16 protein-coding genes, 2 tRNA genes and 3 rRNA genes are annotated in these 25,231 nt (G+C 57.5%); 9 read left to right on the top strand and 12 right to left on the bottom strand.

Translation table 11 applies throughout. The features are described from left to right. The first annotated feature begins 204 nt into the window (after positions 1–204). Positions 205–1,575 (top strand): GntT/GntP/DsdX family permease, encoded by a 1,371-nt coding sequence (locus BFL40_RS21450; RefSeq protein ID WP_071485810.1) that lies wholly within the window; start codon positions 205–207, stop codon positions 1,573–1,575. A gap of 3 nt (positions 1,576–1,578) precedes the next feature. On the opposite strand, the gene BFL40_RS21445 is transcribed toward BFL40_RS21450, so the two are convergent. After that, the gene (locus BFL40_RS21445; protein WP_071485809.1) at positions 1,579–2,868 is read right to left on the bottom strand and encodes an MFS transporter; all 1,290 of its coding nucleotides are present in this window, start codon (positions 2,866–2,868) and stop codon (positions 1,579–1,581) included. 185 nt (positions 2,869–3,053) lie between these two features. On the opposite strand from BFL40_RS21445, the gene BFL40_RS21440 reads away from it, so the two are divergent. From BFL40_RS21440 to BFL40_RS21425, 4 genes are all read left to right on the top strand, one after another. After that, complete coding sequence (locus BFL40_RS21440; protein WP_071485808.1) at positions 3,054–4,472, top strand: short-chain fatty acid transporter; 1,419 nt, start codon at positions 3,054–3,056, stop codon at positions 4,470–4,472. A 261-nt stretch (positions 4,473–4,733) separates the two neighbouring features. Continuing rightward, positions 4,734–6,434 (top strand): acid phosphatase, encoded by a 1,701-nt coding sequence (locus BFL40_RS21435; RefSeq protein ID WP_071485807.1) that lies wholly within the window; start codon positions 4,734–4,736, stop codon positions 6,432–6,434. 101 nt (positions 6,435–6,535) lie between these two features. Continuing rightward, positions 6,536–7,705, top strand: coding sequence for a hypothetical protein (locus tag BFL40_RS21430; protein WP_071485806.1), 1,170 nt, complete (start codon positions 6,536–6,538; stop codon positions 7,703–7,705). Between the two features lie 147 nt (positions 7,706–7,852). Next, positions 7,853–8,374: an SET domain-containing protein gene (locus BFL40_RS21425; protein WP_071485805.1), complete on the top strand. Its 522-nt coding sequence runs from the start codon at positions 7,853–7,855 to the stop codon at positions 8,372–8,374. Here the strand turns inward: BFL40_RS21425 and can are convergent. Continuing rightward, positions 8,371–9,015, bottom strand: coding sequence for a carbonate dehydratase (gene can, locus BFL40_RS21420; RefSeq protein ID WP_025856499.1), 645 nt, complete (start codon positions 9,013–9,015; stop codon positions 8,371–8,373). The two genes, BFL40_RS21425 and can, sit on opposite strands and share 4 nt — an antisense overlap. A 153-nt stretch (positions 9,016–9,168) precedes the next feature. On the opposite strand from can, the gene BFL40_RS21415 reads away from it, so the two are divergent. Next, positions 9,169–9,573: a serine kinase/phosphatase gene (locus BFL40_RS21415; protein WP_071485804.1), complete on the top strand. Its 405-nt coding sequence runs from the start codon at positions 9,169–9,171 to the stop codon at positions 9,571–9,573. Positions 9,574–9,630: 57 nt separating this feature from the next. Here BFL40_RS21415 and rimI read toward each other — a convergent pair whose 3' ends face one another. Further along, a complete protein-coding gene (rimI, locus tag BFL40_RS21410) occupies positions 9,631–10,083 on the bottom strand; it encodes a ribosomal protein S18-alanine N-acetyltransferase (RefSeq protein WP_071485803.1) in 453 nt (150 codons plus the stop codon). Next, positions 10,076–10,819: an energy transducer TonB gene (locus tag BFL40_RS21405; RefSeq protein ID WP_071485802.1), complete on the bottom strand. Its 744-nt coding sequence runs from the start codon at positions 10,817–10,819 to the stop codon at positions 10,076–10,078. Before BFL40_RS21405 ends, rimI begins: the two co-directional genes overlap by 8 nt. A 187-nt stretch (positions 10,820–11,006) precedes the next feature. Here BFL40_RS21405 and mksB point away from each other — a divergent pair, with 187 nt between their 5' ends. The 3 genes from mksB to mksF are packed head-to-tail and all read left to right on the top strand — an operon-like array spanning position 11,007 to position 15,818. Then, positions 11,007–12,284 carry an Mks condensin complex protein MksB gene (mksB, locus tag BFL40_RS21400; protein WP_071485801.1) on the top strand — a complete coding sequence of 426 codons (1,278 nt, stop codon included), beginning with the start codon at positions 11,007–11,009 and terminating at the stop codon, positions 12,282–12,284. Further along, entirely contained in the window at positions 12,274–12,981 is a 708-nt protein-coding gene (gene mksE / locus BFL40_RS21395; RefSeq protein WP_071485800.1) for an Mks condensin complex protein MksE, read from the top strand. The genes mksB and mksE overlap by 11 nt, the downstream gene beginning before the upstream one ends. Continuing rightward, positions 12,978–15,818, top strand: a complete 2,841-nt coding sequence (gene mksF / locus BFL40_RS21390; protein WP_071485799.1) for an Mks condensin complex protein MksF — start codon at positions 12,978–12,980, stop codon at positions 15,816–15,818. Before mksE ends, mksF begins: the two co-directional genes overlap by 4 nt. A 92-nt stretch (positions 15,819–15,910) precedes the next feature. On the opposite strand, the gene BFL40_RS21385 is transcribed toward mksF, so the two are convergent. From BFL40_RS21385 to BFL40_RS21350, 8 genes are all read right to left on the bottom strand, one after another. Continuing rightward, the gene (locus BFL40_RS21385; protein ID WP_071485798.1) at positions 15,911–18,214 is read right to left on the bottom strand and encodes a PqiB family protein; all 2,304 of its coding nucleotides are present in this window, start codon (positions 18,212–18,214) and stop codon (positions 15,911–15,913) included. Beyond that, positions 18,207–18,830: a paraquat-inducible protein A gene (locus BFL40_RS21380; RefSeq protein WP_071485797.1), complete on the bottom strand. Its 624-nt coding sequence runs from the start codon at positions 18,828–18,830 to the stop codon at positions 18,207–18,209. Before BFL40_RS21380 ends, BFL40_RS21385 begins: the two co-directional genes overlap by 8 nt. After that, a complete protein-coding gene (locus tag BFL40_RS21375) occupies positions 18,817–19,476 on the bottom strand; it encodes a paraquat-inducible protein A (protein ID WP_071485796.1) in 660 nt (219 codons plus the stop codon). The genes BFL40_RS21380 and BFL40_RS21375 overlap by 14 nt, the downstream gene beginning before the upstream one ends. Positions 19,477–19,729: 253 nt before the next feature. After that, a 5S ribosomal RNA gene (gene rrf, locus BFL40_RS21370) occupies positions 19,730–19,845 on the bottom strand. 163 nt (positions 19,846–20,008) lie between these two features. Further along, a 23S ribosomal RNA gene (locus BFL40_RS21365) occupies positions 20,009–22,900 on the bottom strand. 249 nt (positions 22,901–23,149) lie between these two features. Then, a tRNA-Ala gene (locus BFL40_RS21360) sits at positions 23,150–23,225 on the bottom strand. 30 nt (positions 23,226–23,255) lie between these two features. Then, positions 23,256–23,332 (bottom strand) — tRNA-Ile (locus tag BFL40_RS21355). Positions 23,333–23,414: 82 nt separating this feature from the next. Then, positions 23,415–24,951, bottom strand: a 16S ribosomal RNA gene (locus tag BFL40_RS21350). The 16S, 23S and 5S rRNA genes sit together here with 2 tRNA genes alongside, the layout of an rRNA operon. Between the last annotated feature and the right edge of the window lie 280 nt (positions 24,952–25,231).

The raw sequence follows: 25,231 nt of genomic DNA, 5'->3' as shown, positions 1-25,231 counted from the left end.
TGGTGTGTGGTCCGTTAATCATAGAGCTATAGGCCAAATCCCCGGGCATGGCTTGCAGATTTGTCATCCGGGCGCCAGCACGCCGTTACATTAGGCGCACCAAAATCGCACACGAGCGCTCTGGAACAGTTCTATCAGGTATGCTTTTCGAGCAGGACACAAAAAGAAACAAATTAGCCAACCTGTTCGATAAGGAGTCCCGTTTTGGAGTTATCGACTGCCGCGTGGATGGTTCACGACACCCGCCTCATGTTTTGCATATTGCTGGCCATCGCCAGCATCATCGTGCTGATCAGCGCGACCAAACTGCCGCCATTTCTGTCGATTTTGATCGGCACGTTCATCGCCGGTGTCGGTGCAGGATTGCCTCCTGAAGAAGTCGCGAAGGCGTTCAGCAAAGGCGCCGGGGCGATCCTCGGTGAAGCCGGGATCATCATTGCCTTGGGTTCGATGCTCGGCGCGTTGATGGCGGAATCCGGTGCGGCCGACCGCATTGCCACCACCCTGCTCGGGTTGGGCAAAGGCAAGTCGCTGCCGTGGGTAATGGCGCTGGTGGCCATGGTGATCGGGCTGCCACTGTTCTTCGAAGTGGGCCTGGTGATGATGGTCCCGATCATCTTCGTGATGGCCAAACGTTCGAACCAGCCGCTGTTGAAAATCGCGATCCCGGCACTCGCCGGTATGACCACCCTGCACGCCCTGATGCCACCGCACCCTGGGCCACTGATTGCTGTGGGCGCGCTGCACGCCGACCTCGGCCTGACGATGTTGCTGGGTTTCTGCCTGGCGGTACCGGCGGTGATTCTGGCCGGGCCGATCTACGGCAACTGGCTGTCCAAGCGCCTGCACGTGGATGAACCGGCCGACATCGGCGCGCTGTTCAGCGCGCCGCCCAAAGCGCCGCGCCAGCCGAGTTTCGGCGTGTCGTTGCTGATCATTTTATTGCCGGTGATTTTGATGCTCGGCAGCACGTTGGCCAAGGTCGCCATGTCGCCGGAAAGCCCAGTGGCACTGACCTTGAAGTTCCTCGGTGAACCGCTGATCGCTCTCGGCCTGGCCGTGATTGCCGCCGTGATCTGCCTGGGCTGGGCCGCCGGCATGCCGCGCGCCGACGTCGGCAACACTCTGCGCAAAGCCCTCGCACCGATCGCCGTGCTGTTGCTGACCATCGGCGCCGGCGGCGGTCTCAAGCAAACGCTATTGGACGCCGGCGTCAGCCAGACCATCAGCAAGGTCGCCGAAGGCGCCCACATGCCGTATCTGTTGCTGGCTTGGTTGATTGCCGTGGCCCTGCGCCAGGCGACCGGCTCGGCGACGGTCGCTACCACCACAACCGCAGGCATCCTCGCGCCGATGATGGCGGGGTTGGCCGCTACGCAAAGCTCATTGGTGGCGTTGGCGATTGGCGCCGGCTCGGTGTTCTTCTGCCACGTCAACGACGCTGGATTCTGGATGGTGCGTGAGTATTTTGGCTTGCAGTTGAAGCAGACAATCTGGGTATGGTCGGTGTTGCAGACCATTGTTTCCGTCGTCGGCCTGATCGGTACGCTGCTGCTCTGGCACTTCCTGACCTGAGTTTCAGGCCGCCAAGGTGTGGCGCTTACTGAACAGCGCCACACTCACCACGCCCACCGCGCCCATCACCACGCTATAGCCCACGCAAATCCACGGGCTGGTTGGCATCAGCGCAATCAACAGCAGCGGTGTGGTGCTCGCCCACAGCGCGTAGGCGATGTTGTAGGTGAAGGAAATCCCGGACACCCGCACCTGCGCCGGAAACAGGCCGACCATCACCGACGGCACCGCGCCCACCACCCCGCAACTCAAGCCCGCCACGGCATACGCCGCGCCCAGCCAGGTGCCGCCACTGATCAAGCTGGCGTACAACACTGCAATTCCCACCGGCAGCAGCAAGCTGTAGACCAGCACCGCGCGCCAGGCACCGATGCGGTCCACCAGCAAACCGGCGAGTACGCAGCCGATATTCAGGAAGACGATGCCCAGCGCGCTCAACGCAAAGGTGTGGCTGGGGCTCATGCCGAAGGTTTTCTGCATCATGGTCGGGGTGATGACCACCAGTACCACCACGGCGGAGGTGAGCACGCAGGTGAGGATCATCGCCGGCAGCAACACGGCGCGATGCTCGCGCAGCACGGTACGCAGCGGCATTTCGGCGGCGGCTTGGCGGCGAGCCTGCATTTCGAGGAACACCGGGGTTTCGCTGAGCCAACGGCGCAGCCATACGCCAATCACACCGAAGACACCGCCGAGCAGGAAAGGAAAGCGCCAGGCGTAATCGAGGATTTCGGCGGGGGTGAAGACTTGCGCCAGCAATGTCGCGGTCAGTGCGCCGAGCAAATAGCCGAACGTCAGGCCAGCTTGCAGGAAGCCCAGAGCGTAACCGCGATGATTCCTCGGCGCGTGTTCGGCGACGAAGGTCCAGGCGCTGGGCACTTCACCGCCCACGGCGGCGCCTTGCAACACGCGCAGCGCCAGCAGTATCAGCGGTGCGAAATAACCGATTTGCGCGTAGGTTGGCATGATCCCGATCAGCAGGCAGGGCAAGGCCATCATCAGGATGCTCAGGCTGAACACACGCTTGCGCCCCAGGTGGTCGGCGAAGTGCGCCATCAGGATGCCGCCCAACGGGCGCGCCAGGTAGCCGGTGACGAAGATGCCGAAGCTTTGCAGCAGGCGCAGCCACTCGGGCATTTCCGGGGGGAAGAACAGTTGGCTGAGGGTCAGCGCGAAGAACACGAAAATAATGAAGTCGTAGATTTCCAGGGCACCGCCCAAGGCGGCCAAACCCAGGGTTTTGTAATCGGAGCGGGAAAAACGCTGCGCCTGTGGAGAAAAGGTGGCAGTCATGTGGAGGCTCGGCAGACAAACAAAATGGCGTGCAGGTTATGAGTTGAGCCGGATGATGGCAATCGCGACAGATATATTTGTTTTCCTCATGGATCGATGAAGATAACTGCATTCCCATATCAATGGCCGTAGCGGAACATGCCGGAAAACTGCCTGAACCCTAATAAATATAAGAGGAATGACTCGTGGCCGATGCTATCGAAGAAAGCCGCTATGCCCGATTTGCCCTGCGTTGTTCCAACTTCGCCGAACGCTGGTTTCCTGACTCCTGGGTGTTTGCCGCCCTCGCCGTGATCATCGTCGCCGTAGCGACCCTCGGCATGGGCGCCGCGCCGACCGAAGCCGCCAAAGCCTTTGGTGACGGGTTCTGGAGCCTGATCCCGTTCACCATGCAGATGGCCTTTGTGGTGATCGGCGGTTATGTGGTCGCCAGCTCGCCGCCCGCCGTAAAACTGATCGACCGACTGGCGCGTATCCCGAAAAACGGTCGCTCGGCGGTGGCTTGGGTGGCGTTGATTTCCATGGTGGCGTCCCTGCTCAACTGGGGCTTGTCCCTGGTGTTCGGCGGTTTGCTGGTGCGTGCTCTGGCCCGTCGTACGGATTTGCGTATGGATTACCGCGCTGCCGGTGCCGCTGCTTATTTGGGCCTTGGCGCGGTGTGGGCATTGGGGCTGTCGTCGTCGGCCGCGCAGTTGCAGGCCAACCCGGCCAGCCTGCCGCCGTCGATCCTGTCGATCACCGGGATGATCCCGTTCACCGAAACTATCTTCCTGTGGCAGTCCGGCGTGCTGTTGCTGGCGCTGATCGTGGTCTCGCTGATCATCGCCTACGCTACCGCGCCCGGCCCGAACAGCGCGCGCGATGCCAAGGCCTGCGGCGTCGATCCGGCGTTCAATCTGCCCAAGCCTCAAGCGCCAACCCGCCCAGGTGAATGGCTGGAGCACAGTCCATTGCTGACCATTCTGCTGGCCTTGCTGGCAGCCGGTTGGTTGTTCCATGAGTTCTCAACCAAGCCGGCGATCAGCGCGATCTCGGGGCTCAACACCTATAACTTCCTGTTCCTCATGGTTGGCGCGCTGCTGCACTGGCGCCCGCGCAGCTTCCTGGATGCAGTGGCCCGCGCGGTGCCCACCACCACCGGCGTGCTGATCCAATTCCCGTTGTACGGTTCGATCGCCGCGCTGATGACTGTGGTCAAGGGCGGTGACGGCCAGACCCTGGCACACCATATCTCGTTGTTCTTCACGTCCATCGCCTCCCACGACACCTATGCGCTGTTGATGGGCGTGTACTCGGCGGTGTTGGGCTTCTTTATTCCGTCGGGCGGCGGTAAGTGGATCATCGAAGCGCCTTACGTGATGCAAGTGGCCAATGACCTGCAATATCACCTGGGCTGGGCAGTGCAGATCTACAACGCCGCCGAGGCGCTGCCGAACCTGATCAACCCGTTCTATATGCTGCCGCTGCTGGGCGTGTTGGGGTTGAAGGCACGGGATTTGATTGGCTTCTCGTTTGTGCAATTGCTGGTCCATACGCCGTTAGTGTTGTTCCTGCTGTGGGCGTTGGGAACGACGCTCAAATACCTGCCGCCTGTGATGCCGTAAACGCTTCTGTCACATTGCCTGCTTAAGCTTCCCCCCAGGCCCGGCACGCCTCTTTCACCTTGATCGGCATCCCACCGATCAAGGTGCACAGGATTGCGTTGCAACGCGGCCACATTACGAAACCCATTGGTCATCACCAAAACTCTTATGCCCTAAGGCCTCGCCTTATAGACTCAAGCGTTTAAGCTTTGCCATATTTGATGCCATTTCACCGAAACATCCAGCAATAAATAAACCAAAAACAGCAGTGAGAAGCCTCGGATGACCGACGAAACAGAAGACCGGAACGCCCCAAAAAACACTTCCGACACCCTCCCCGACTCTAGCCGTCGGCGCTTTCTAGGAGGGGTTGCCGTACTAGGCGTCGGGGCGACCCTGAGCGCCTGCGGTGGCCCGGCTGATCAGCCAGGCCCGGTAACCAAACGCGAACTGTCTCCTGCCGAGTTGGACAAAGCCCTGCACGACAACGTGAAGAATGTGGTGGTGATCTACGGCGAGAACCGCAGCTTCAACAACCTGTTTGCCGACTTCCCCGGCGTGGAAAGCCCACTGTCCGCACTCAAACCCGCCGATTACCAGCAACGCGACCGCGACGGCAGCTTGCTGGATACGCTGCCGGAGGTATGGGGCGGCGTGACTCAACTTGGGCCGCAGACGATTGACGGGGTGGTTTACCCCGTCGCCACCCAATATCAAGAACACTTGCCCAACGCACCTTACGCATTGAAGGGCCCGGACGGCGAAGACCTGCCGCTGGGCCTGATCACCCGCGATCTGTGGCACGTGTTTTATCAGAATCAGATGCAGATCAATGGTGGCAAGAACGACCAGTTTGTCGCCTGGGCCGACTCGGGCGCCCTGACCTTTGGCCATTACCCGCAAACACGCTACTCACTGCGCCTGTGGGACGTCGCCAAGGAGTTCGTGCTCTGCGACAACTTCTTCCAGGGCGCCTTTGGCGGTTCGTACCTCAACCACCAATACTTGATCAGTGCACAAGTGCCGTTTTACCCGGACGCTGCCAACTCAGTAGCCAAATCGCAAATCGCCACGCTGCAGAGTGACGACCCGACCGGCACGCGCCTCAAGCCACTGGACAAGTCCCCGGCGAGTGCCATGACCGGCCCGCCGCAATTTGGCCCCAGCGCACTGACGCCGGACGGCTATGCGGTGAACACCATGGCGCCGCCGTATTGGCCTACCTGGATCCGCGATCCGGAGCGCCCGGACTACGCCAAACCCGACCTGCCCAGCGTGTTGGTGCCGCAGTCTCACGAACACATCGGCGACAAGCTATCGAAGAAGAACGTCGATTGGGCCTGGTACGGCGGTGCCTGGCAGGCAACGATCGACGAGCACAAGGATTCGCTGGCAATTCCGAAGATTCCGAGCTTTCAGTATCACCATCAGCCGTTCAACTACTTCAAGCAGCAAGGTCCGGAAAACCCGGCGGAGCGCAAAAAACGCCTGCGCGATGGCGGCCTGGGCGATGAGCCGAGCACCAATCACTTCCTGGCTGATGCCCAAGCGGGAACACTGCCGGCGGTGACCTTCTACAAACCTCAAGGCAACCTCAATATGCACGCCGGTTATGCCGACGTAGCCTCGGGCGATCGCCATATCACCCGCGCACTGAAGGTACTGCAGGAAAGCCCGCAGTGGAAAAACATGGTGGTGATTATCACGGTTGACGAAAACGGCGGCTGGTGGGACCACGTCGCACCGCCAAAGGGTGACCGTTGGGGCCCCGGCACGCGGATTCCGGCGGTGGTGGTCTCGCCGTTTGCCCGCAAAGGCACGGTAGACCATACGATTTACGACACCGCGTCGATCCTGCGCTTGATCACTCGGGTGTTCCAGCTTGAGACCTTGGACGGCCTCAAGCAACGCGATGACGCGATGACCGCCCGCGGCCAGAAACCCATGGGCGACTTAAGCAACGCCTTGCAGTTCAACGTGTAGGTTTTCTTATCCATTAGCGACACGTTTGCTGATTTAACACGCGGTTTTCCTGGTCAACCGCTACTGTGTGCAGGTGGGCTTTCGCTGACAAGGAACCAACTATGTTTAAACCGACCAGGCTGTCCTTCACCCTGGCCGCACTGCTCGTCAGTGCGGTCGTACAAGCCGACATCGAAGTACCACTGGGCAGCACGCAACGTGTCACCCAGTTGTTCGCTTTCCCCAATAATTGCAACGTGATCTGCTTTCGGCCATGGACGCTGGAGCAGACCGCCGAGCATTATCTGAACCAAAGCCTGCAGCGTGACGGTTACAGCCGGGCCAAGGTCAGCGTGAAGAGCCACGACGGCCAGGTGTCGGCAACCTTCAGCGGCGTGCCTGAGCACTACGGCCAGCCCTTGACCACATTGCTCAATACCGCCGACCTGGCGTACCAAGGCGCCAGCAAGCTCAACAGCGACGGCAAATGGGCGTACAACTGGTACCTGTTCCTGCCGCTGGGCATGGCACTGGAAAACCGCAAAAGCATCGAGTTGCTGCACTTCCCGCCGGATTATTCGCTGACGCAGGCCCAGGACTATCTTGAATCGGCCACCACCGACCGCTGGGCAACCTTGCTCAGCGACAATGGCATTCCCGCCACCGAGACACCGGCCTACCAGACCATTATCGATATCGCGCCTATCGCCGCGCCCTCAAACGCGGGCAAGGATCTGGAAAACGTCTACAGCTACTTCACCGATTACCAGACACGCATGGTCAAGGAGCTAAGCCAGCACGCCAGCGGCTCATTGCCGATGGTGGCGTTCGGCGCCCCCGTGCGCAGTTGGATCAAGCAACAATACGGCCAGACCGTGGGCGTGCTGGGCCTGGCGCAGATCAGTCCGGAAGCGGGTAAAACCGTGTCGGTCTTGGGTGCCAACCACCCGAGTTACATCTGGTATGCGGCTGATCCGGCGACCTATGACGGCAATGAACAGAAAGCCGACGAAGCCGGTTTGAAGGTGATGGGCCAGGATTTGAGCGCCGCCTGTTGGCAGGCCGGGATGGGCCAGAAACCCGCGAGCGATCCGAATGTATTGCTCAAGGCCTGCATGAACACCTGGCAGGTCACGCGCAAGGAGCAAACCTGTGAATTGTTCTACACCTCGGTGCGCAACCTGCCCCCGGAGCAAGCCAATGCAAAATGTGCCACGCCCACTGTAAAGGCCCAGTTGAAACAGCTGAAAAATGCCGCCCCAGCACCTGCCATCGCAGCGCCAGCGCTGTGATTTGCACAAAAAACCGCTGATTTCTACTGTCAACGTTGACAGTAGAAATCAGCGACATGTTCAGCGAGTCTTGAGCGGCGCCCATTCGCTGCAAGACTGGCAGTCAGACCCCGTTCGCAAGTCCATGCAGCCCAGCCAGGGAGAGTGATGAAAATTCAAGCCATGGATAAGGCTAATCATGCTGGCGCTGCCTGCATCTACCCGTTTGCGACAACATCACCCGAGCGCTACCCCTCAACGCTTCATTTTCAAGTGGTGCACGATCAAAACGGTCAAGCAACAGGCATTCAGTCCCGCGTGCCCTTCGACAGCAGAACACGCATCACCAACGTGTCTGGATATGCAACCCGAGAGCGCCGCCCGAACACGTTTCAAATTTCTTCGCACATTTATCTGTTCGACTGCTGGTTTTGCGGACTGATAGCCCACTCGTGCGACCCCAACGCACTATTGGACGCCGACTTTCTGGAGCTATGGTCGCTGTGCCACATCCAGGCCGGGGCGTTACTGACAATTGATCACTCCGTCACGGCGGACATACTGCCCCGGCAATTTGCGTGTCAATGCCGCGCGCACAATTGCCGAGGATGGATCAAAGGCCACCAGGAGCAAATTAACGCAGAAGGTCTAAAATTCCTGGAACAGTGGCACACCCGTGACGGCAGTTAAGCCTCACCCAACGGACGCAAGCGATATTGCGGCGGCAACTGCTCGAAACCACTGATGGTGGTATTTAAGCTCTTCCAGCGGCCATCCTTGATGCCGTAGATGCAACCATGGATCGACAGGCTCTGCCCACGGTGCCAGGCGTTTTGCACAATGCTGGTGTGGCCGACGTTGGCCACTTGCTGAATCACGTTCAATTCGCACAGGCGATCGACGCGCTCTTCTTCAGTCGGCAACTGAGCCAGCACGTCGCGGTTTTCGTAGTAAAGGTCACGAATAGTGCGCAACCAGCCGTCGATCAGGCCGAACTGGCGGTCCTGCATCGAGGCACGCACACCGCCACAGCCATAGTGGCCAGTAACGAGGATGTGTTTGACCTTGAGCACGTCAACTGCGTACTGGATCACCGACAAGCAATTGAGGTCGGTGTGCAGCACCACGTTGGCCACGTTGCGGTGTACAAACAGATCACCCGGCAACATGCCGACGATCTCGTTGGCCGGTACGCGGGCATCGGAACAGCCGATCCACAGGTATTCCGGGGTTTGCTGGCGGGCGAGCTTGGCGAAGAATTCGGGATCTTCCTGTTTGATCGCGTCCGCCCAGCGTTCGTTGTTATCAAGCAGGTCTTGTAGTTCGTTCATCAGGGAAAGCCTCAGGAATGATGCGCAGCTGTGTGACAGACAACCGCTCGTCCGGGTCACGCCCTGTTTGAGAATAGCTGGGCGGTTTAGCTTGAATCTTTGGGGCGCCGTGCCTGTCCACACACTATAAGCCCCACAGTATGAGGATTGGCCATGACTGAATCACGACGCCCTTTCGGTGCCACGCAACCGGAGCCGATTGATGACAACGAAGACCGCATGGGGTCGATGCGCGAGTTGGATTTTGATGAGGAAGAGCCGTCGACGGAAATCGGCGATGAAATTCCGCGTCGAACGCGTGAGCGCCTGATACCCGACGAACGGCTACGCGAGGCTGGCCTTGCAGGGGATTCGGCGGATGATCAGGAGCCGAACGAGGATGATATGAGCCCGCAAACCCTGATCCGTGAGGATGGCGCCCGGGATGCCTGGGAGGAAGGTGAAGACAGCCCGGCGGATTACGACTTGAGCATCGTGGACGAAGATGAGATTGGCGGCGGGAATGGGTTGGATGAGGCGGAGCTGGCGGATATCGATCCGGTGGATGGCAATCGCTGACACACCGTCGTTCCCAATGTGGGAGGGGCTTGCACCCTCCCACATTGGGTGTTGTGTTTAGTCGACGAGCGTGCAGGCCATCACGACTGCGTCTTCTCGACCACCCACCGCGGGGTAGTAATCGCGCCGACGCCCGATTTCGTTGAAGCCATATCGCTCGTACAGGCGGAATGCGCCCGTATTGCTATCGCGCACTTCCAGGAAGCATTCCCGCGCGCTGGCGGCATACGCCCGGGACATCAGGTGTTCGAGCAGCGCCAGGCCCAGGCCACGGCCCTGGTTTTCCGGTTTTACGGTGATGTTCAGCAAGTGCGCTTCATCAAGGATGATCTGCACCACGCCGTGGCCTACTTGCTGCTCGCCGTCGAACATCAGCCAGATCTGGTACTTGCCCAGCCCATCAAGGAAGATCCCGCGGGTCCAGGGGTGGCTAAACGCCGCGTATTCGATTTTCAGCACGGCGTCGAGGTCGGCCTCGGTCATCGGGCGAAAGGATAAAGCCTCACTCATCGGTTGTTTTCCAGCGCGCCATCAGCCGGCGCATGGCTTGCCAGACATCAGCCTTACGCTGTGGCTCTTCCATTAATAATTCCAGGCCCGGCAGGGCCCACACCGAGCCCAGGCCTTCGACCTGCAGTTCGCGGTACCAGGCTTCGGCATTCGCTTCACCGGCAAAACGCACGGCGGGCAGGCCGATCAGCCACAAGCACACACAGGGCTCGTCTTCGAGACGTGCCGACACAAAACCTTGCACAAAATCTCGAGCGGCTTCGGGGCCCTGGTCCATGGTGCCGCGCACCAGCAGTGGCCAGCGCACCGGGTCGCCGACGATTTGCGGGCTGTCGGGCAGGCCGGCAGCGCGCAGCATGTCTTTAAGCAGCATGTAAGCGGGGTCGCGGGTCTGGAAGCGCTCGCCGGTGGGCAGTTCCACCAGCAGCAGGCAACGCCCGGCTCGCAGCAATTGCAGGGCAAAGCGCGGCGGCGGTACTACCGGGGCTTTAACCACCGGTGCAGCCTCTTCGGCCACCACTGCCTTGGCCACCGGCGACGGGCGCGGCACCTCGATCTTCGCTCGCTCGACCGCAGGGCGAGCCTCGGGCGTGGGTTTGACCACCACCACCGGCGCAGCCGCCTCCTCGCCCGACGACTCGAACGCCTCATAGGGCTCAAGCGCCTGCAACAGCTCGGGCCGCGACGGGGCGGCAAACGGCAGTTCGGTGCGGGGCAGCCAGTTGACCACCTGCATGGCAGTCAAGTAAGCGCGACGTCGGGACTCGATAAGCACAGCTCGGCCACTTGTGGATAAGTAAAGAGCGGGGATTCTACCGCTGTTCGGTAACAATCGCCCACTGCGCACTGACCGGCTGTGGATAAATCCCGCGTCCGATGCAGTACAATCGCGACTTTTAATCGCCAACCAGCCGGCCATTCCCATGATCGAACCCAAGCGCGTCCTGCGCGCCCTCGCCGAACACTGGGCCTTACTTGAGCCACTGTGCGAACACTTCGACCAAGGCACCTTGAGCCTGGGAGAACTGCGCGCACAACTGGCCGCCCAACAACTGGACAGCACGCCTCAGGACATTACCAGCCTGCTGGACGTGTGGATTCGCCTGGATATCCTGGTACCTGTCGCCAAGAGCCCGAACCGTTTCGAGCTCAACGCGCAGATCCACGACTTCCTGGCTTATCTTCGCAAGGAGCACCGGCTTGGCCTGTGCCTGGAAATCGAAGCCTACCTGCGCCACCTTGAGCGCCTGGCAGGCTATATCCAGGACGCCTTCGACATCCGTGATGGCCACGACCTGGCCCGTCAACTGCGCCTGCTGGATATGCGCGTACGGGATGTGCTGAAAAAACTCGCCAACGACGAACAAGCCCTCGCGGCCGTGGCCGACCGCGCCAAGACCAGCGACCGGCAAATCCCGTTGCGCCAGCGTTATGCCGAAGTACTGGCAACTTGGGACGAATACGTCGAACCAATGATCCAATTGGTAAACGCCGACGGCGCCTTCGAGCAAGGCGTGCGCAAGGTGGAAAACGTGCTGCTGCGCATGCTCACCGAACAGCAGCGTCTCGGCCACTTGGTGGACGACGACATGTTGCTGCGCACCCATGCGCGCATCCTCGAAATGCAGACCAGCGCCCAGTTGACCTTGCGTCACGCGCGGGAGCTGCTGCTGCCACTGCGTGAAGAAGCCCGTCGGCACAACGCCGTGACCCGTGGTGCGGCGCTGGCATTGTCCGCAATCCGCCGTAAAGGTTTGGATGCGGTGCCACAAGCGGCGATGCCGATGTTTACCCGTCCGCAAAGCACCTTCCTCGGCAGCGCAAGCCAGGTGGAAGCGTATGTGTATGCCTTGGCGAATTTCGAGCCGAAACCGGCGCGTTTCCCCAAGGCGCACAAGTCCCACAAAGGCGAAGCCCAGCGCGCACCGCGCACGGTCAAGGAAATGCTCGAACGCTGCGAAGATGCGCTGCCGATGCCGGACCTGATGACCTGGCTACTGGAGCAGGAACCCGACGGCGCTACCGACGAGTTGCTGTACTGGTTCTCGCGCCTGTCGCGCGAAAAACGCTTCAAGCGTGAACGCCTGGAACGCCGCGACTACCACACACATGAGCACCAGGTCAGCCTGCGCTCATTCGCCCTGCTCCCGGCCAGCAGCGATATAGCCGAGAATTCTGCGAGTACCCCTCATGCATCTTGATCTATCCGAACTGTCCCATCTGGCGCCGATCTTTCGCGAGCTGTTCAAGGGTTACCACGTCAGCCGCCGCGACCCGGAGCTGTACGCACAACTGTCGAACTTCCAGGACCAGTACCGCACGCTGTTCAAGGCGCTGGGCTTTGAGTTGGTCTGCGATACGCGTGGTTTTTACTACTTCGTGCCGGACTCCGCTGTGGCCGCTGCGCAGGTGAACAAAACCGCGCAGCGCCTGGCGTTGTTCACCTTCATCATCGTTGAGCATTTGGCTGACCAGGGCCGCGACCCGATTGCCGTGCTCGACGGTGGCAGCCTGGGCCGCGATGAGTTGCCTTCGCTGCTGGAGAAGTACCGCGATCTGTTTATCCAGGCCGAAGTGCAGACCCAGGAAGAACTCGAAGAAAAGATCATGCGCCGCATGACCCAACTGGGTTTTGCCAGCGAAGACAACGGCGTGTACCGCTTCCTTCCGCCGATGCACCGTTTCCTCGACGTGTGCCTGTCGGTGCAGCAGGACCGCGACCTCGCGGCCAGCATCCACAGCGTGTTGCCATTGCCGGCGCCGGTGATCATCGACGAAGACAGCGATGAAAAACTGCTGAAGACCGACGACCCGCTGGACCTTAGCGACTTCGAAGAAGAAAGCGAAGAAGACGCCATGGCCCGCGCCATTGCCGAAGAACAGGAGACCGACGCATGAGTAAGGAACGCTACGGCATCCGCCGCTTCGCCCTATTGAACACCGCCGGTTACAGCCTGGGCTTGTTCCCGCTGGAAGAGCCGCTGTCGGTGTATGGCGCGAACAACCTGGGTAAATCCGCGTCGATCAACGCCTTGCAGTTCCCGATTTTGGCGCGCATGTCGGACATGAGTTTCGGCAAGTACACCCTGGAGCAATCCCGGCGTTTCTACTTCGCCACCGACACCAGCTATATCTTGGTGGAAGTTTCCCTGCCCCACGGCCCGCACGTGATCGGCGTGGTCGGGCGCGGCCCAGGGGGTGGTTTCGGTCACCAGTTCTTTGCCTATGCGGGCAAGCTGGACTTGGCCCATTACCAGAAAAACGACACGTGCCTGCGCCAGAAAGAGCTGTTCACCAACCTTGAGCGTGAAGGCCTGAAAGCCTACGAACTCAAGCCGGATGAACTGCGGCGTTTATTGGTAGGCGGTCATACGTCGATCCCGCTGGACCTGACCTTGATTCCGCTGCGCTCCACCAGCGAGCAGAGCCTGAAGACGTTCCGCGCGCTGTTTATCAACCTGCTGCACATGCGCGAAATCACCGCGGCCAAACTTAAACAACTGTTCCTGGACGCCTTCGAACACAGCCTGCGTTCCGGCAGTGTCGATTACATCGCGGCGTGCGAAGAAGCCTTCCGTGATGTGCGACGCATGGAACAGGATTACAACTCGCTGGTGGCCGCAGGTCCGTTGGTTGAAGCCCTGGCCAACGGTGTTCGGCAGCGTGACAGCTTGCGCGGCAAGCTGCATCGCCTGTCGCCGCTGCTGGATTCACTGCTGGGCACTTGGTCGGATTACGCCGGTGCGCGCAAGGAAGAACTGACCATCCAGGCCGAGCACTACCGCAATGAGCAAGACGCGCTGCAGAACGACCAGCGTGGCGGCACCCAGGAACTGATGCGCCTGGAGCGTGAAATCAGCGGTATCCAGCGTTGGCTCGGCGAGTTGTCGGTGCTCAAGCATCGCTTTGCCTTGGTCGATGACGTCAAGGTGCTGGAACAGCAGCTGCTGGCGGCCAAGGATGCTCACGATGAATTGGCGGGCGCCCTCGCGCAGTCGCGGCAGTTCAGCGCCGAGGACTTGGACGAGCGTCTGCGTGATCTGGAAAAACGTCTGAAGTCGGTCAAGCAGCAGCTCGACCATGCGGACAACAACAGCTACGCCAAACTGCGCGAAGAATTCTCACAGCCGGATGTCGAGCGTCTGATGCGCCTGTTCAACAGTTCGTTGTTCAGCCTGCCGTTGGGCGCACATGGCATCACGCTGGACGAGGAAGGCCAGTGGGTTAAATCCCTTGAGCAAATCCTCGATGGTTTCAAAGGTGAGCGCTTTGAAGTACCGGGGCTGTCCATCGACATCTCCCACATCGAACCACCGGCGTTGCAGGCCCTGGCTGACCGTGCGGCATTGCGCGATCAGAAAGAGCGCCTGGAAAAAGAACTCAAGCAACTGAAAACCCAGCAAGCCGTGGCCTCCGACCGTGCGGCGAGCAAGACCCAGACCGAAGCGCTGTACCAACAGGTACTGGATGCGCAAAAGGCGCTGGAAGATTTCCGTCGCGCGCAAACCTTGAGCGCCGAAGAAGGCGAGAAGCTGGAACACCTGGCGCAGATGGAAGCGGCGCAGGATGAGTTGAAACGTTCCAGCGATGCGTTCACCGAACGCGTCCAGCAACTGTCGGCCAAGCTGCAACTGGTCGGCCGTCAGATCGGCGATATGGAAGCCAAGCAGCGCACGCTGGATGACGCACTGCGTCGTCGTCAGCTGTTGCCGGCAGACTTGCCGTTCGGCACGCCGTTCATGGACCCGGTCGACGACTCCATGGACAACTTGCTGCCGTTGCTCAATGACTATCAGGACAGTTGGCAAGGTTTGCTGCGCACCGATGGCCAGATCGAAGCGCTATATGCCCAGATACGCCTCAAGGGCGTGGCCAAGTTCGACAGCGAAGATGATGTTGAGCGTCGCCTGCAACTGTTGATCAATGCCTATGCACACCGCACCGATGAAGCACTGACACTTGGTAAGGCACGCCGTGCGGCGGTCACTGATATCGCGCGGACCTTGCGCAATATCCGCAGCGACTATGACAGCCTTGAGCACCAGTTGGCCTTGTTCAACCGCGAGATCAACAAGCGTCAGGTGTCCAACCTGGAAAGCTTCCGTATCGTGCTCGCGCCGAACAAGGAAGCCCTCAAGCATATCGACCAGATTATCCACAGCGCCGGTCAATATGAAGAAGGCGAAACCCTGTCGGTGTTCGACCTCAGCCAAAGTGCCGAGCAAGACAACAAGAACGAAGAGGCCAAGGAGTACCTGGCGCGCCTGGTGGCTGCGAACCATAACCAGTTGGGTCTCAAGGACCTGTTCGAGCTGGCGTTCGAGATTACCAAGGTGCATGGCCAGCCGGTGATTCACACCGACATCGATGGTGCGGCGTCCAACGGCACTACCATGACCATCAAGGCGCTGACCAACATGTACTTGTTGCTGCACTTGATGGACCGCGATCAGGCCGGGCGTGTGCGCTTGCCGTACTACCTTGATGAGGCGGCGGATATCGACGAAAAGAACCAGGCGGCGTTGTTGGAAACCAGCTTGCAGTTGGGCTTCGTGCCGATTCTGGCCAGTGTGAAGCCGCAGGTGTCCGCCCAAGTGGCGATCGACCTGGAAGGCGGCAGCGGACCGAATGGTATCTACATTGATGAGGCGGACTGGAAGTACATTCGTCGTCACGACGTAGTGAAGGCTACGGTGAATGTGCAGGCGGATGAGCCGGAGTTGGATGAGGTTTAATCCACTGCGCTGAAATGCAAAAAGGCCGCGATCTTTTGGATCGCGGCCTTTTTTATGGGCTTGGGATTTGCAGTGTTTTTTAGGGCCTCGGTCTATTTACCTAGCGGGATTTTAGGTGCCCACGTCAGCCATTCGTCTTCGAACTTGTCGAACAGCGGGAAGGTTTGCTGTGGGCGTGCCGCGTTGCCCATGCGCTCGCCATCCGGTGTGGCGAAGGCGATACCACCGGCGACCAAGGTTTCCAGGGACTCGGTACGCACCGTCGCGCCTTTGAACAGCCCGAAGTCGAGACCGAAACCACTGGTATTCCAGAAGCGGCTACCACCACGCACCAGCGGCGCATACTTGGGCTCGATCAGGATGTGAATCAGCACGCGGTCGGCGGTCTGGCCCAGCTCGTAACCGGTGACTTTGCCGACGGTGACCTCACGGTAAGTGACCGGTACACCTTCCTTCAGCGAACCACGGCGTGCAGCGCTAAGTACCAGGCTCAGACCTTCTTCTTGCTGAACAGCCTCCGGCGGCTGGCTCAAGGCAACGAAGCTTTTTTGAGGGCCAGTGTTTTTCACTGCTGGCTGTACCTCGATGTATTGGCCGGTCACCAGCGTTTCCAGGTTCGAGGTTTTCATCAAGCCCAGCTCCGGCTTGACCACCCAGAACTGGCTACCCGTACGGGCGATCCGATCAGCTACTTGGGTGATGCGGGCGCTGAGTAACACCGACTGCATGTCGGCGCTGAGGTCGACGTTCTCGATCTTGCCAACGTCCAGACCTTTGAAACGTATCGGCGTACCTGGGCGCAAACCGTCGGCACGATCGACTTTGATGGTCACCAAGGTGCCATGTTGATTCGCAGCTTCACGATCGGCAAAGAGGCGAAAGCGCGGGATGCGTTTTTTCAGCGGCACATTGGGTTCAGGGGTTTCAAAGGCGATACCACCGGCCATCAGACTGGCCAGGGATTCGCTTTTCACCTGGATGCCGCTGGTGAGGCCGCCGGTCAGCGTAACGCCGCTGGCATTCCAGAAACGCGTCGAACCGTTGACCAGGTTTTCGTATTCCTTCTCGATATGAACGCCGATCACCAATTGCTTATTCTTGCGCGAGAACTGGTAGCTCTGTACGGAACCGACTTTGACCTGCTTGTAGAGAATCGGACTGCCGACATCCAGGGAGCCGAGATTGTCGGTGAACAGCACCATGTGCAGGCCTGGCGAGCGCAGGTCCAGAGGTGGCGCCTTGGCTCTAGCAACGAACTCACGCTGTGGGGCGCTGCCTTTGTCGCCGGGACGAATGGCGATGTAGTTACCTTTGACCAAGGCTTCCAGACCGGTGATACCGGCCAGGGAAATAGAAGGTTTGACCACCCAAAATTGAGTGTCCTGTACCAGGTAGTCTTCGGCGAGCGGGTCAAGGGTCAACTCGGCGTTGGCGCTGGACAGGTCCGGGTCGATTTTCAGGGTTTTCAAGCTACCAACCTGGATGCCTTTGTACATGACAGGGGTACGCCCCGCCTGCAGGCCTTCGAAGTCGGTGAGTTTGACCTTCACCTTGATGCCAGCAGCAGCGGCGTCGAAATCTTCGTACAGGCGGAAGGGCAGGCTCGGGTCAGTCGGCGGGCTGTCCTTGCGATTCTCAGGTGTGGCAAACGCGATACCGCCGGCGACGATGCTGGAAAGGGACTCGCTACGCACCTTCACGCCGGAGAGGTTGGCGTCGATGCTGATGCCGCTGGCGTTCCAGAAGCGCGTATGTTTGCGCACCAGGTTGGCATAGGTTGGTTCGATATAGACCTTGATCTCAACAGTGCTCTGGTCTTCGGAGAGCAAGTAGCTTTTGACCTGGCCGACCTGGATCTGCTTGTAGAACACCGGACTGCCACGGTTCAGGGAGCCGAGGCGATCAGCTTTAATCGTCAGGTGCAGACCGGGTTTGGCATCGGATAAGGGTGGCTCTTCGGAGAGCGCCTTGAATTTACGTGTCGGCTCGCCGTCGCCAGGGCTGGCAGCGATGTAGTTACCCGAGACCAAGGTTTCCAAACCGGTGATGCCGGCCAGGCTGACACTCGGTTTGACCAGCCAGAAGCGGGTGTTGGTCTTGAGGTATTGCTCAACATCCTTGTTCATCTCGATGGTGGCGATCACCCCACGATTGCTGCCCTCGTCATCCAGGGCCAAGGCTTTGACCTTACCCACGGTCATGCCTTTGTAAACCACTTCGGTCTTGTTGACCTGGATACCTTCGCCACTTTCAAAGCGGACCTGAATCTCAATGCCCTGCTGGGTATAGGCACGCCATCCCAGCCAGCCGCCAATGATCAGGGCAATCAGGGGCAACACCCAAATGGCCGACCAGTTGGAGGCTGGGCGCGTTTTAGCTTTTGGCAAATCACTCATGGTCGTCGTCCGACTCCGTGTTATCCCAAATCAGTCGGGGATCAAAAGTTACTGCGGCAAGCATCGTCAAGATCACCACACTGGCGAACGCAGCGGCGCCGAGATTAGCCTCGACACTGGCAAGCCGCCCAAAGTTTACAACCGCCACCAGGATGGCGATCACGAAGATATCCAGCATGGACCAGCGGCCAATGAATTCGATAAAGCGGTACATGATAATGCGTTGTTGCGCAGACAGCGGCTGATGACGCTGCACCGAAAACAGTAGCAGGCCAATGCCCACCAGTTTGAACGTCGGCACCAGGATACTCGCGATAAACACCACCGCCGCAATGGGGAACATCCCGTGCTGCACCAACTGTATGACACCCGACATGATCGTGCTGGGGTCCCCCTGACCAAGAGAGTTAATGGTCATGATCGGCAGCAGATTGGCGGGAATGTACAAGATCGCTGCTGTGATCAGCAGCGCCCAGGTACGCGCAAGACTGTTGGGGCGACGGGCATGAATCAGCGCACCGCAACGGGTGCAGGTTTGCTCGTCAGTGTCTGGTTCTTGTTTGTTCAACTCGTGGCATTCGGTACAAATCAGAATGCCTGCATCAATCGCCCGCATGATCATCCTCTCCTGACAGCGCCTGCCAGATTTGGTGGGGCGACATCACCACCTCAAGCAGTACCTGAACCACTAATAGACTGACGAAGCAGACAAGCCCCAAGCCGATTGTGATGGCGGCCATGTCAGCGAGTTTAACGATCGCGACGAGCACCCCCATCAAATAGACCTCCAGCATCCCCCAATCCTTCAGGTGGTGGTAAATGCGGTAGAGCAACAGCCCGTAACTGCGGCCAATCTTCCAGCGAATGCTGAGTAGCACTGCCAATTGGCAAAGTAACTTCAACAGGGGAATGCCCATGCTGCACAAGAACACTACGGCGGCAACGCCTTGCATACCGGTATCGAACAAGCCAACAACACCGCTCCATACAGTGTCCTCAGAGGACTGCCCGAGTAGATTGAGCTGCATGATGGGTAAAAAGTTCGCGGGGATGTACAGCAATAGTGCTGCCAGCACCAAGGCGAGGCTTCGCTCAACGACGTTGTGGCGCTGAGCGTAAAGCTCGTAACCGCAGCGTGGGCATTGGGCTTTTTCACCGAGGGCGAGCGCAGGTTTACGCATCAGTAAGTCGCACTCATGGCATGCCACCAGGTCGTCCAGTGGTAAATCCGACACCTCAAGGGCATCAACCGGATCGGGCATAGATAGGGCTCATACTCTAAAAAGGTTAGGTGCCTATTCTAGTGGTCTGGTTCAGAAATAACTGTGCAAATTTGTCGGGGGCTGGAAGGCGATACTGGAGGTTCAGGATACCGGGAGTAAGAGCGGGGGACGGTGTGTCGGTTAGTTCGCGTTATCGTTGAGTTTTTTGCAGGCCAGCTTGCCTTTTCACACTTTTCGACCGCCCAAAACAAAACCCCTGTCTGCGTTAGCAAACAGGGGTTTCGGAATTTAATCTTGACGATGACCTACTCTCACATGGGGAAACCCCACACTACCATCGGCGATGCATCGTTTCACTACTGAGTTCGGGATGGGATCAGGTGGTTCCAATGCTCTATGGTCGTCAAGAAATTCGGGTACTGAGTCGTGACAAGAATGCCTCGCTTCAGCAAATTGGGTATGTGACAGCTTTCGGTGTTTTGTGAGATTCGAACTTTCGGTTCTATCGTCTTCACACACCGCAATCTGCTGCTCTGTATTAAAGAGCCGACGCAAATTGCTTGGGTGTTATATGGTCAAGCCTCACGGGCAATTAGTATTGGTTAGCTCAACGCCTCACAGCGCTTACACACCCAACCTATCAACGTCGTAGTCTTCGACGGCCCTTCAGGGAACTCAAGGTTCCAGTGAGATCTCATCTTGAGGCTAGTTTCCCGCTTAGATGCTTTCAGCGGTTATCTATTCCGAACATAGCTACCCGGCAATGCCACTGGCGTGACAACCGGAACACCAGAGGTTCGTCCACTCCGGTCCTCTCGTACTAGGAGCAGCCCCTCTCAAATCTCAAACGTCCACGGCAGATAGGGACCGAACTGTCTCACGACGTTCTAAACCCAGCTCGCGTACCACTTTAAATGGCGAACAGCCATACCCTTGGGACCGGCTTCAGCCCCAGGATGTGATGAGCCGACATCGAGGTGCCAAACACCGCCGTCGATATGAACTCTTGGGCGGTATCAGCCTGTTATCCCCGGAGTACCTTTTATCCGTTGAGCGATGGCCCTTCCATACAGAACCACCGGATCACTAAGACCTACTTTCGTACCTGCTCGACGTGTCTGTCTCGCAGTCAAGCGCGCTTTTGCCTTTATACTCTACGACCGATTTCCGACCGGTCTGAGCGCACCTTCGTACTCCTCCGTTACTCTTTAGGAGGAGACCGCCCCAGTCAAACTACCCACCATACACTGTCCTCGATCCGGATAACGGACCTGAGTTAGAACCTCAAAGTTGCCAGGGTGGTATTTCAAGGTTGGCTCCACGCAGACTGGCGTCCACGCTTCAAAGCCTCCCACCTATCCTACACAAGCAAATTCAAAGTCCAGTGCAAAGCTATAGTAAAGGTTCACGGGGTCTTTCCGTCTAGCCGCGGATACACTGCATCTTCACAGCGATTTCAATTTCACTGAGTCTCGGGTGGAGACAGCGCCGCCATCGTTACGCCATTCGTGCAGGTCGGAACTTACCCGACAAGGAATTTCGCTACCTTAGGACCGTTATAGTTACGGCCGCCGTTTACCGGGGCTTCGATCAAGAGCTTCGCGTTAGCTAACCCCATCAATTAACCTTCCGGCACCGGGCAGGCGTCACACCCTATACGTCCACTTTCGTGTTTGCAGAGTGCTGTGTTTTTAATAAACAGTCGCAGCGGCCTGGTATCTTCGACCGGCATGAGCTTACGGAGCAAGTCCTTCACCCTCACCGGCGCACCTTCTCCCGAAGTTACGGTGCCATTTTGCCTAGTTCCTTCACCCGAGTTCTCTCAAGCGCCTTGGTATTCTCTACCCAACCACCTGTGTCGGTTTGGGGTACGGTTCCTGGTTACCTGAAGCTTAGAAGCTTTTCTTGGAAGCATGGCATCAACCACTTCGCTAACTAAAAGTTAGCTCGTCATCAGCTCTCGGCCTTAGAATCCCGGATTTACCTAAGATTCCAGCCTACCACCTTAAACTTGGACAACCAACGCCAAGCTGGCCTAGCCTTCTCCGTCCCTCCATCGCAATAACCAGAAGTACAGGAATATTAACCTGTTTTCCATCGACTACGCTTTTCAGCCTCGCCTTAGGGACCGACTAACCCTGCGTCGATTAACGTTGCGCAGGAAACCTTGGTCTTTCGGCGTGGGTGTTTTTCACACCCATTGTCGTTACTCATGTCAGCATTCGCACTTCTGATACCTCCAGCAAGCTTCTCAACTCACCTTCACAGGCTTACAGAACGCTCCTCTACCGCATCACTTACGTGATACCCGTAGCTTCGGTGTATGGTTTGAGCCCCGTTACATCTTCCGCGCAGGCCGACTCGACTAGTGAGCTATTACGCTTTCTTTAAAGGGTGGCTGCTTCTAAGCCAACCTCCTAGCTGTCTAAGCCTTCCCACATCGTTTCCCACTTAACCATAACTTTGGGACCTTAGCTGACGGTCTGGGTTGTTTCCCTTTTCACGACGGACGTTAGCACCCGCCGTGTGTCTCCCATGCTCGGCACTTGTAGGTATTCGGAGTTTGCATCGGTTTGGTAAGTCGGGATGACCCCCTAGCCGAAACAGTGCTCTACCCCCTACAGTGATACATGAGGCGCTACCTAAATAGCTTTCGAGGAGAACCAGCTATCTCCGAGCTTGATTAGCCTTTCACTCCGATCCACAGGTCATCCGCTAACTTTTCAACGGTAGTCGGTTCGGTCCTCCAGTTAGTGTTACCCAACCTTCAACCTGCCCATGGATAGATCGCCCGGTTTCGGGTCTATTCCCAGCGACTAGACGCCCTATTAAGACTCGCTTTCGCTACGCCTCCCCTATTCGGTTAAGCTCGCCACTGAAAATAAGTCGCTGACCCATTATACAAAAGGTACGCAGTCACCCAACAAAGTGGGCTCCCACTGCTTGTACGCATACGGTTTCAGGATCTATTTCACTCCCCTCTCCGGGGTTCTTTTCGCCTTTCCCTCACGGTACTAGTTCACTATCGGTCAGTCAGTAGTATTTAGCCTTGGAGGATGGTCCCCCCATATTCAGACAAAGTTTCTCGTGCTCCGTCCTACTCGATTTCATGACTAAGAGATTTTCGCGTACAGGGCTATCACCCACTATGGCCGCACTTTCCAGAGCGTTCCGCTAATCTCAAAGCCACTTAAGGGCTAGTCCCCGTTCGCTCGCCACTACTAAGGGAATCTCGGTTGATTTCTTTTCCTCAGGGTACTTAGATGTTTCAGTTCCCCTGGTTCGCCTCTTACGCCTATGTATTCAGCGTAAGATAACCATCTTATGATGGCTGGGTTCCCCCATTCAGACATCTCCGGATCAAAGTCTGTTTGCCGACTCCCCGAAGCTTTTCGCAGGCTACCACGTCTTTCATCGCCTCTGACTGCCAAGGCATCCACCGTATGCGCTTCTTCACTTGACCATATAACCCCAAGCAATCTGGTTATACTGTGAAGACAACATTCGCCGAAAATTCGATAATACTCAAAACTGAGTAACTCACAAATTTTACCTTAGCCTGATCCGTTACCAGTGAAAGTAACGTTCAGTCTATCTTTCTATCACATACCCAAATTTTTAAAGAACGATCTAATCAAAGACTAGAAATCAACATTCACCATCAACCTGATGGAATGCTCATTTCTAAGCTTTCATAACGTAGAAGCAGTAGTGGTGGAGCCAAACGGGATCGAACCGTTGACCTCCTGCGTGCAAGGCAGGCGCTCTCCCAGCTGAGCTATGGCCCCGTATTTCTACAGGCGTTTCCCACACAAAATTGGTGGGTCTGGGCAGATTCGAACTGCCGACCTCACCCTTATCAGGGGTGCGCTCTAACCAACTGAGCTACAGACCCAATTTCGGGCTGCTTCTTATCGTCTTCTTCAATGAATCAAGCAATTCGTGTGGGAACTTATGGAGCAGCTGATGTCGTCGATTAAGGAGGTGATCCAGCCGCAGGTTCCCCTACGGCTACCTTGTTACGACTTCACCCCAGTCATGAATCACACCGTGGTAACCGTCCTCCCGAAGGTTAGACTAGCTACTTCTGGTGCAACCCACTCCCATGGTGTGACGGGCGGTGTGTACAAGGCCCGGGAACGTATTCACCGCGACATTCTGATTCGCGATTACTAGCGATTCCGACTTCACGCAGTCGAGTTGCAGACTGCGATCCGGACTACGATCGGTTTTATGGGATTAGCTCCACCTCGCGGTTTGGCAACCCTCTGTACCGACCATTGTAGCACGTGTGTAGCCCAGGCCGTAAGGGCCATGATGACTTGACGTCATCCCCACCTTCCTCCGGTTTGTCACCGGCAGTCTCCTTAGAGTGCCCACCATTACGTGCTGGTAACTAAGGACAAGGGTTGCGCTCGTTACGGGACTTAACCCAACATCTCACGACACGAGCTGACGACAGCCATGCAGCACCTGTCTCAATGTTCCCGAAGGCACCAATCTATCTCTAGAAAGTTCATTGGATGTCAAGGCCTGGTAAGGTTCTTCGCGTTGCTTCGAATTAAACCACATGCTCCACCGCTTGTGCGGGCCCCCGTCAATTCATTTGAGTTTTAACCTTGCGGCCGTACTCCCCAGGCGGTCAACTTAATGCGTTAGCTGCGCCACTAAAAGCTCAAGGCTTCCAACGGCTAGTTGACATCGTTTACGGCGTGGACTACCAGGGTATCTAATCCTGTTTGCTCCCCACGCTTTCGCACCTCAGTGTCAGTATTAGTCCAGGTGGTCGCCTTCGCCACTGGTGTTCCTTCCTATATCTACGCATTTCACCGCTACACAGGAAATTCCACCACCCTCTACCATACTCTAGTCAGTCAGTTTTGAATGCAGTTCCCAGGTTGAGCCCGGGGATTTCACATCCAACTTAACAAACCACCTACGCGCGCTTTACGCCCAGTAATTCCGATTAACGCTTGCACCCTCTGTATTACCGCGGCTGCTGGCACAGAGTTAGCCGGTGCTTATTCTGTCGGTAACGTCAAAACAGTTACGTATTAGGCAACTGCCCTTCCTCCCAACTTAAAGTGCTTTACAATCCGAAGACCTTCTTCACACACGCGGCATGGCTGGATCAGGCTTTCGCCCATTGTCCAATATTCCCCACTGCTGCCTCCCGTAGGAGTCTGGACCGTGTCTCAGTTCCAGTGTGACTGATCATCCTCTCAGACCAGTTACGGATCGTCGCCTTGGTGAGCCATTACCTCACCAACTAGCTAATCCGACCTAGGCTCATCTGATAGCGCAAGGCCCGAAGGTCCCCTGCTTTCTCCCGTAGGACGTATGCGGTATTAGCGTCCGTTTCCGAACGTTATCCCCCACTACCAGGCAGATTCCTAGGCATTACTCACCCGTCCGCCGCTCTCAAGAGAAGCAAGCTTCTCTCTACCGCTCGACTTGCATGTGTTAGGCCTGCCGCCAGCGTTCAATCTGAGCCATGATCAAACTCTTCAGTTCAAACATCTTTGGGTTTTTAAGAAACCCTAAACTTGGCTCAGCAATCGTTGGTTACATCTTTGATTTCTCGCGGAGTAACTTGTGATGCTGATAATCTTGTTGACTATCAGTCTGACTCCACAAGCACCCACACGAATTGCTTGATTCAGTTGTTAAAGAGCGGTTGGTTAAGATCTTTCGTCTCAACCGAGGCGCGCATTCTACAGCAGCCTCATTTGCTGTCAAGTGATTATTTTCAGAAGCTTTCGAAGATTTCTTCAACAACTTCAACCACTTGCGC

Source organism: Pseudomonas costantinii (genome assembly GCF_001870435.1).
Taxonomy (GTDB): Bacteria; Pseudomonadota; Gammaproteobacteria; order Pseudomonadales; family Pseudomonadaceae; genus Aquipseudomonas; species Aquipseudomonas costantinii.
This window is presented reverse-complemented; position numbering and strand designations above follow the sequence as displayed.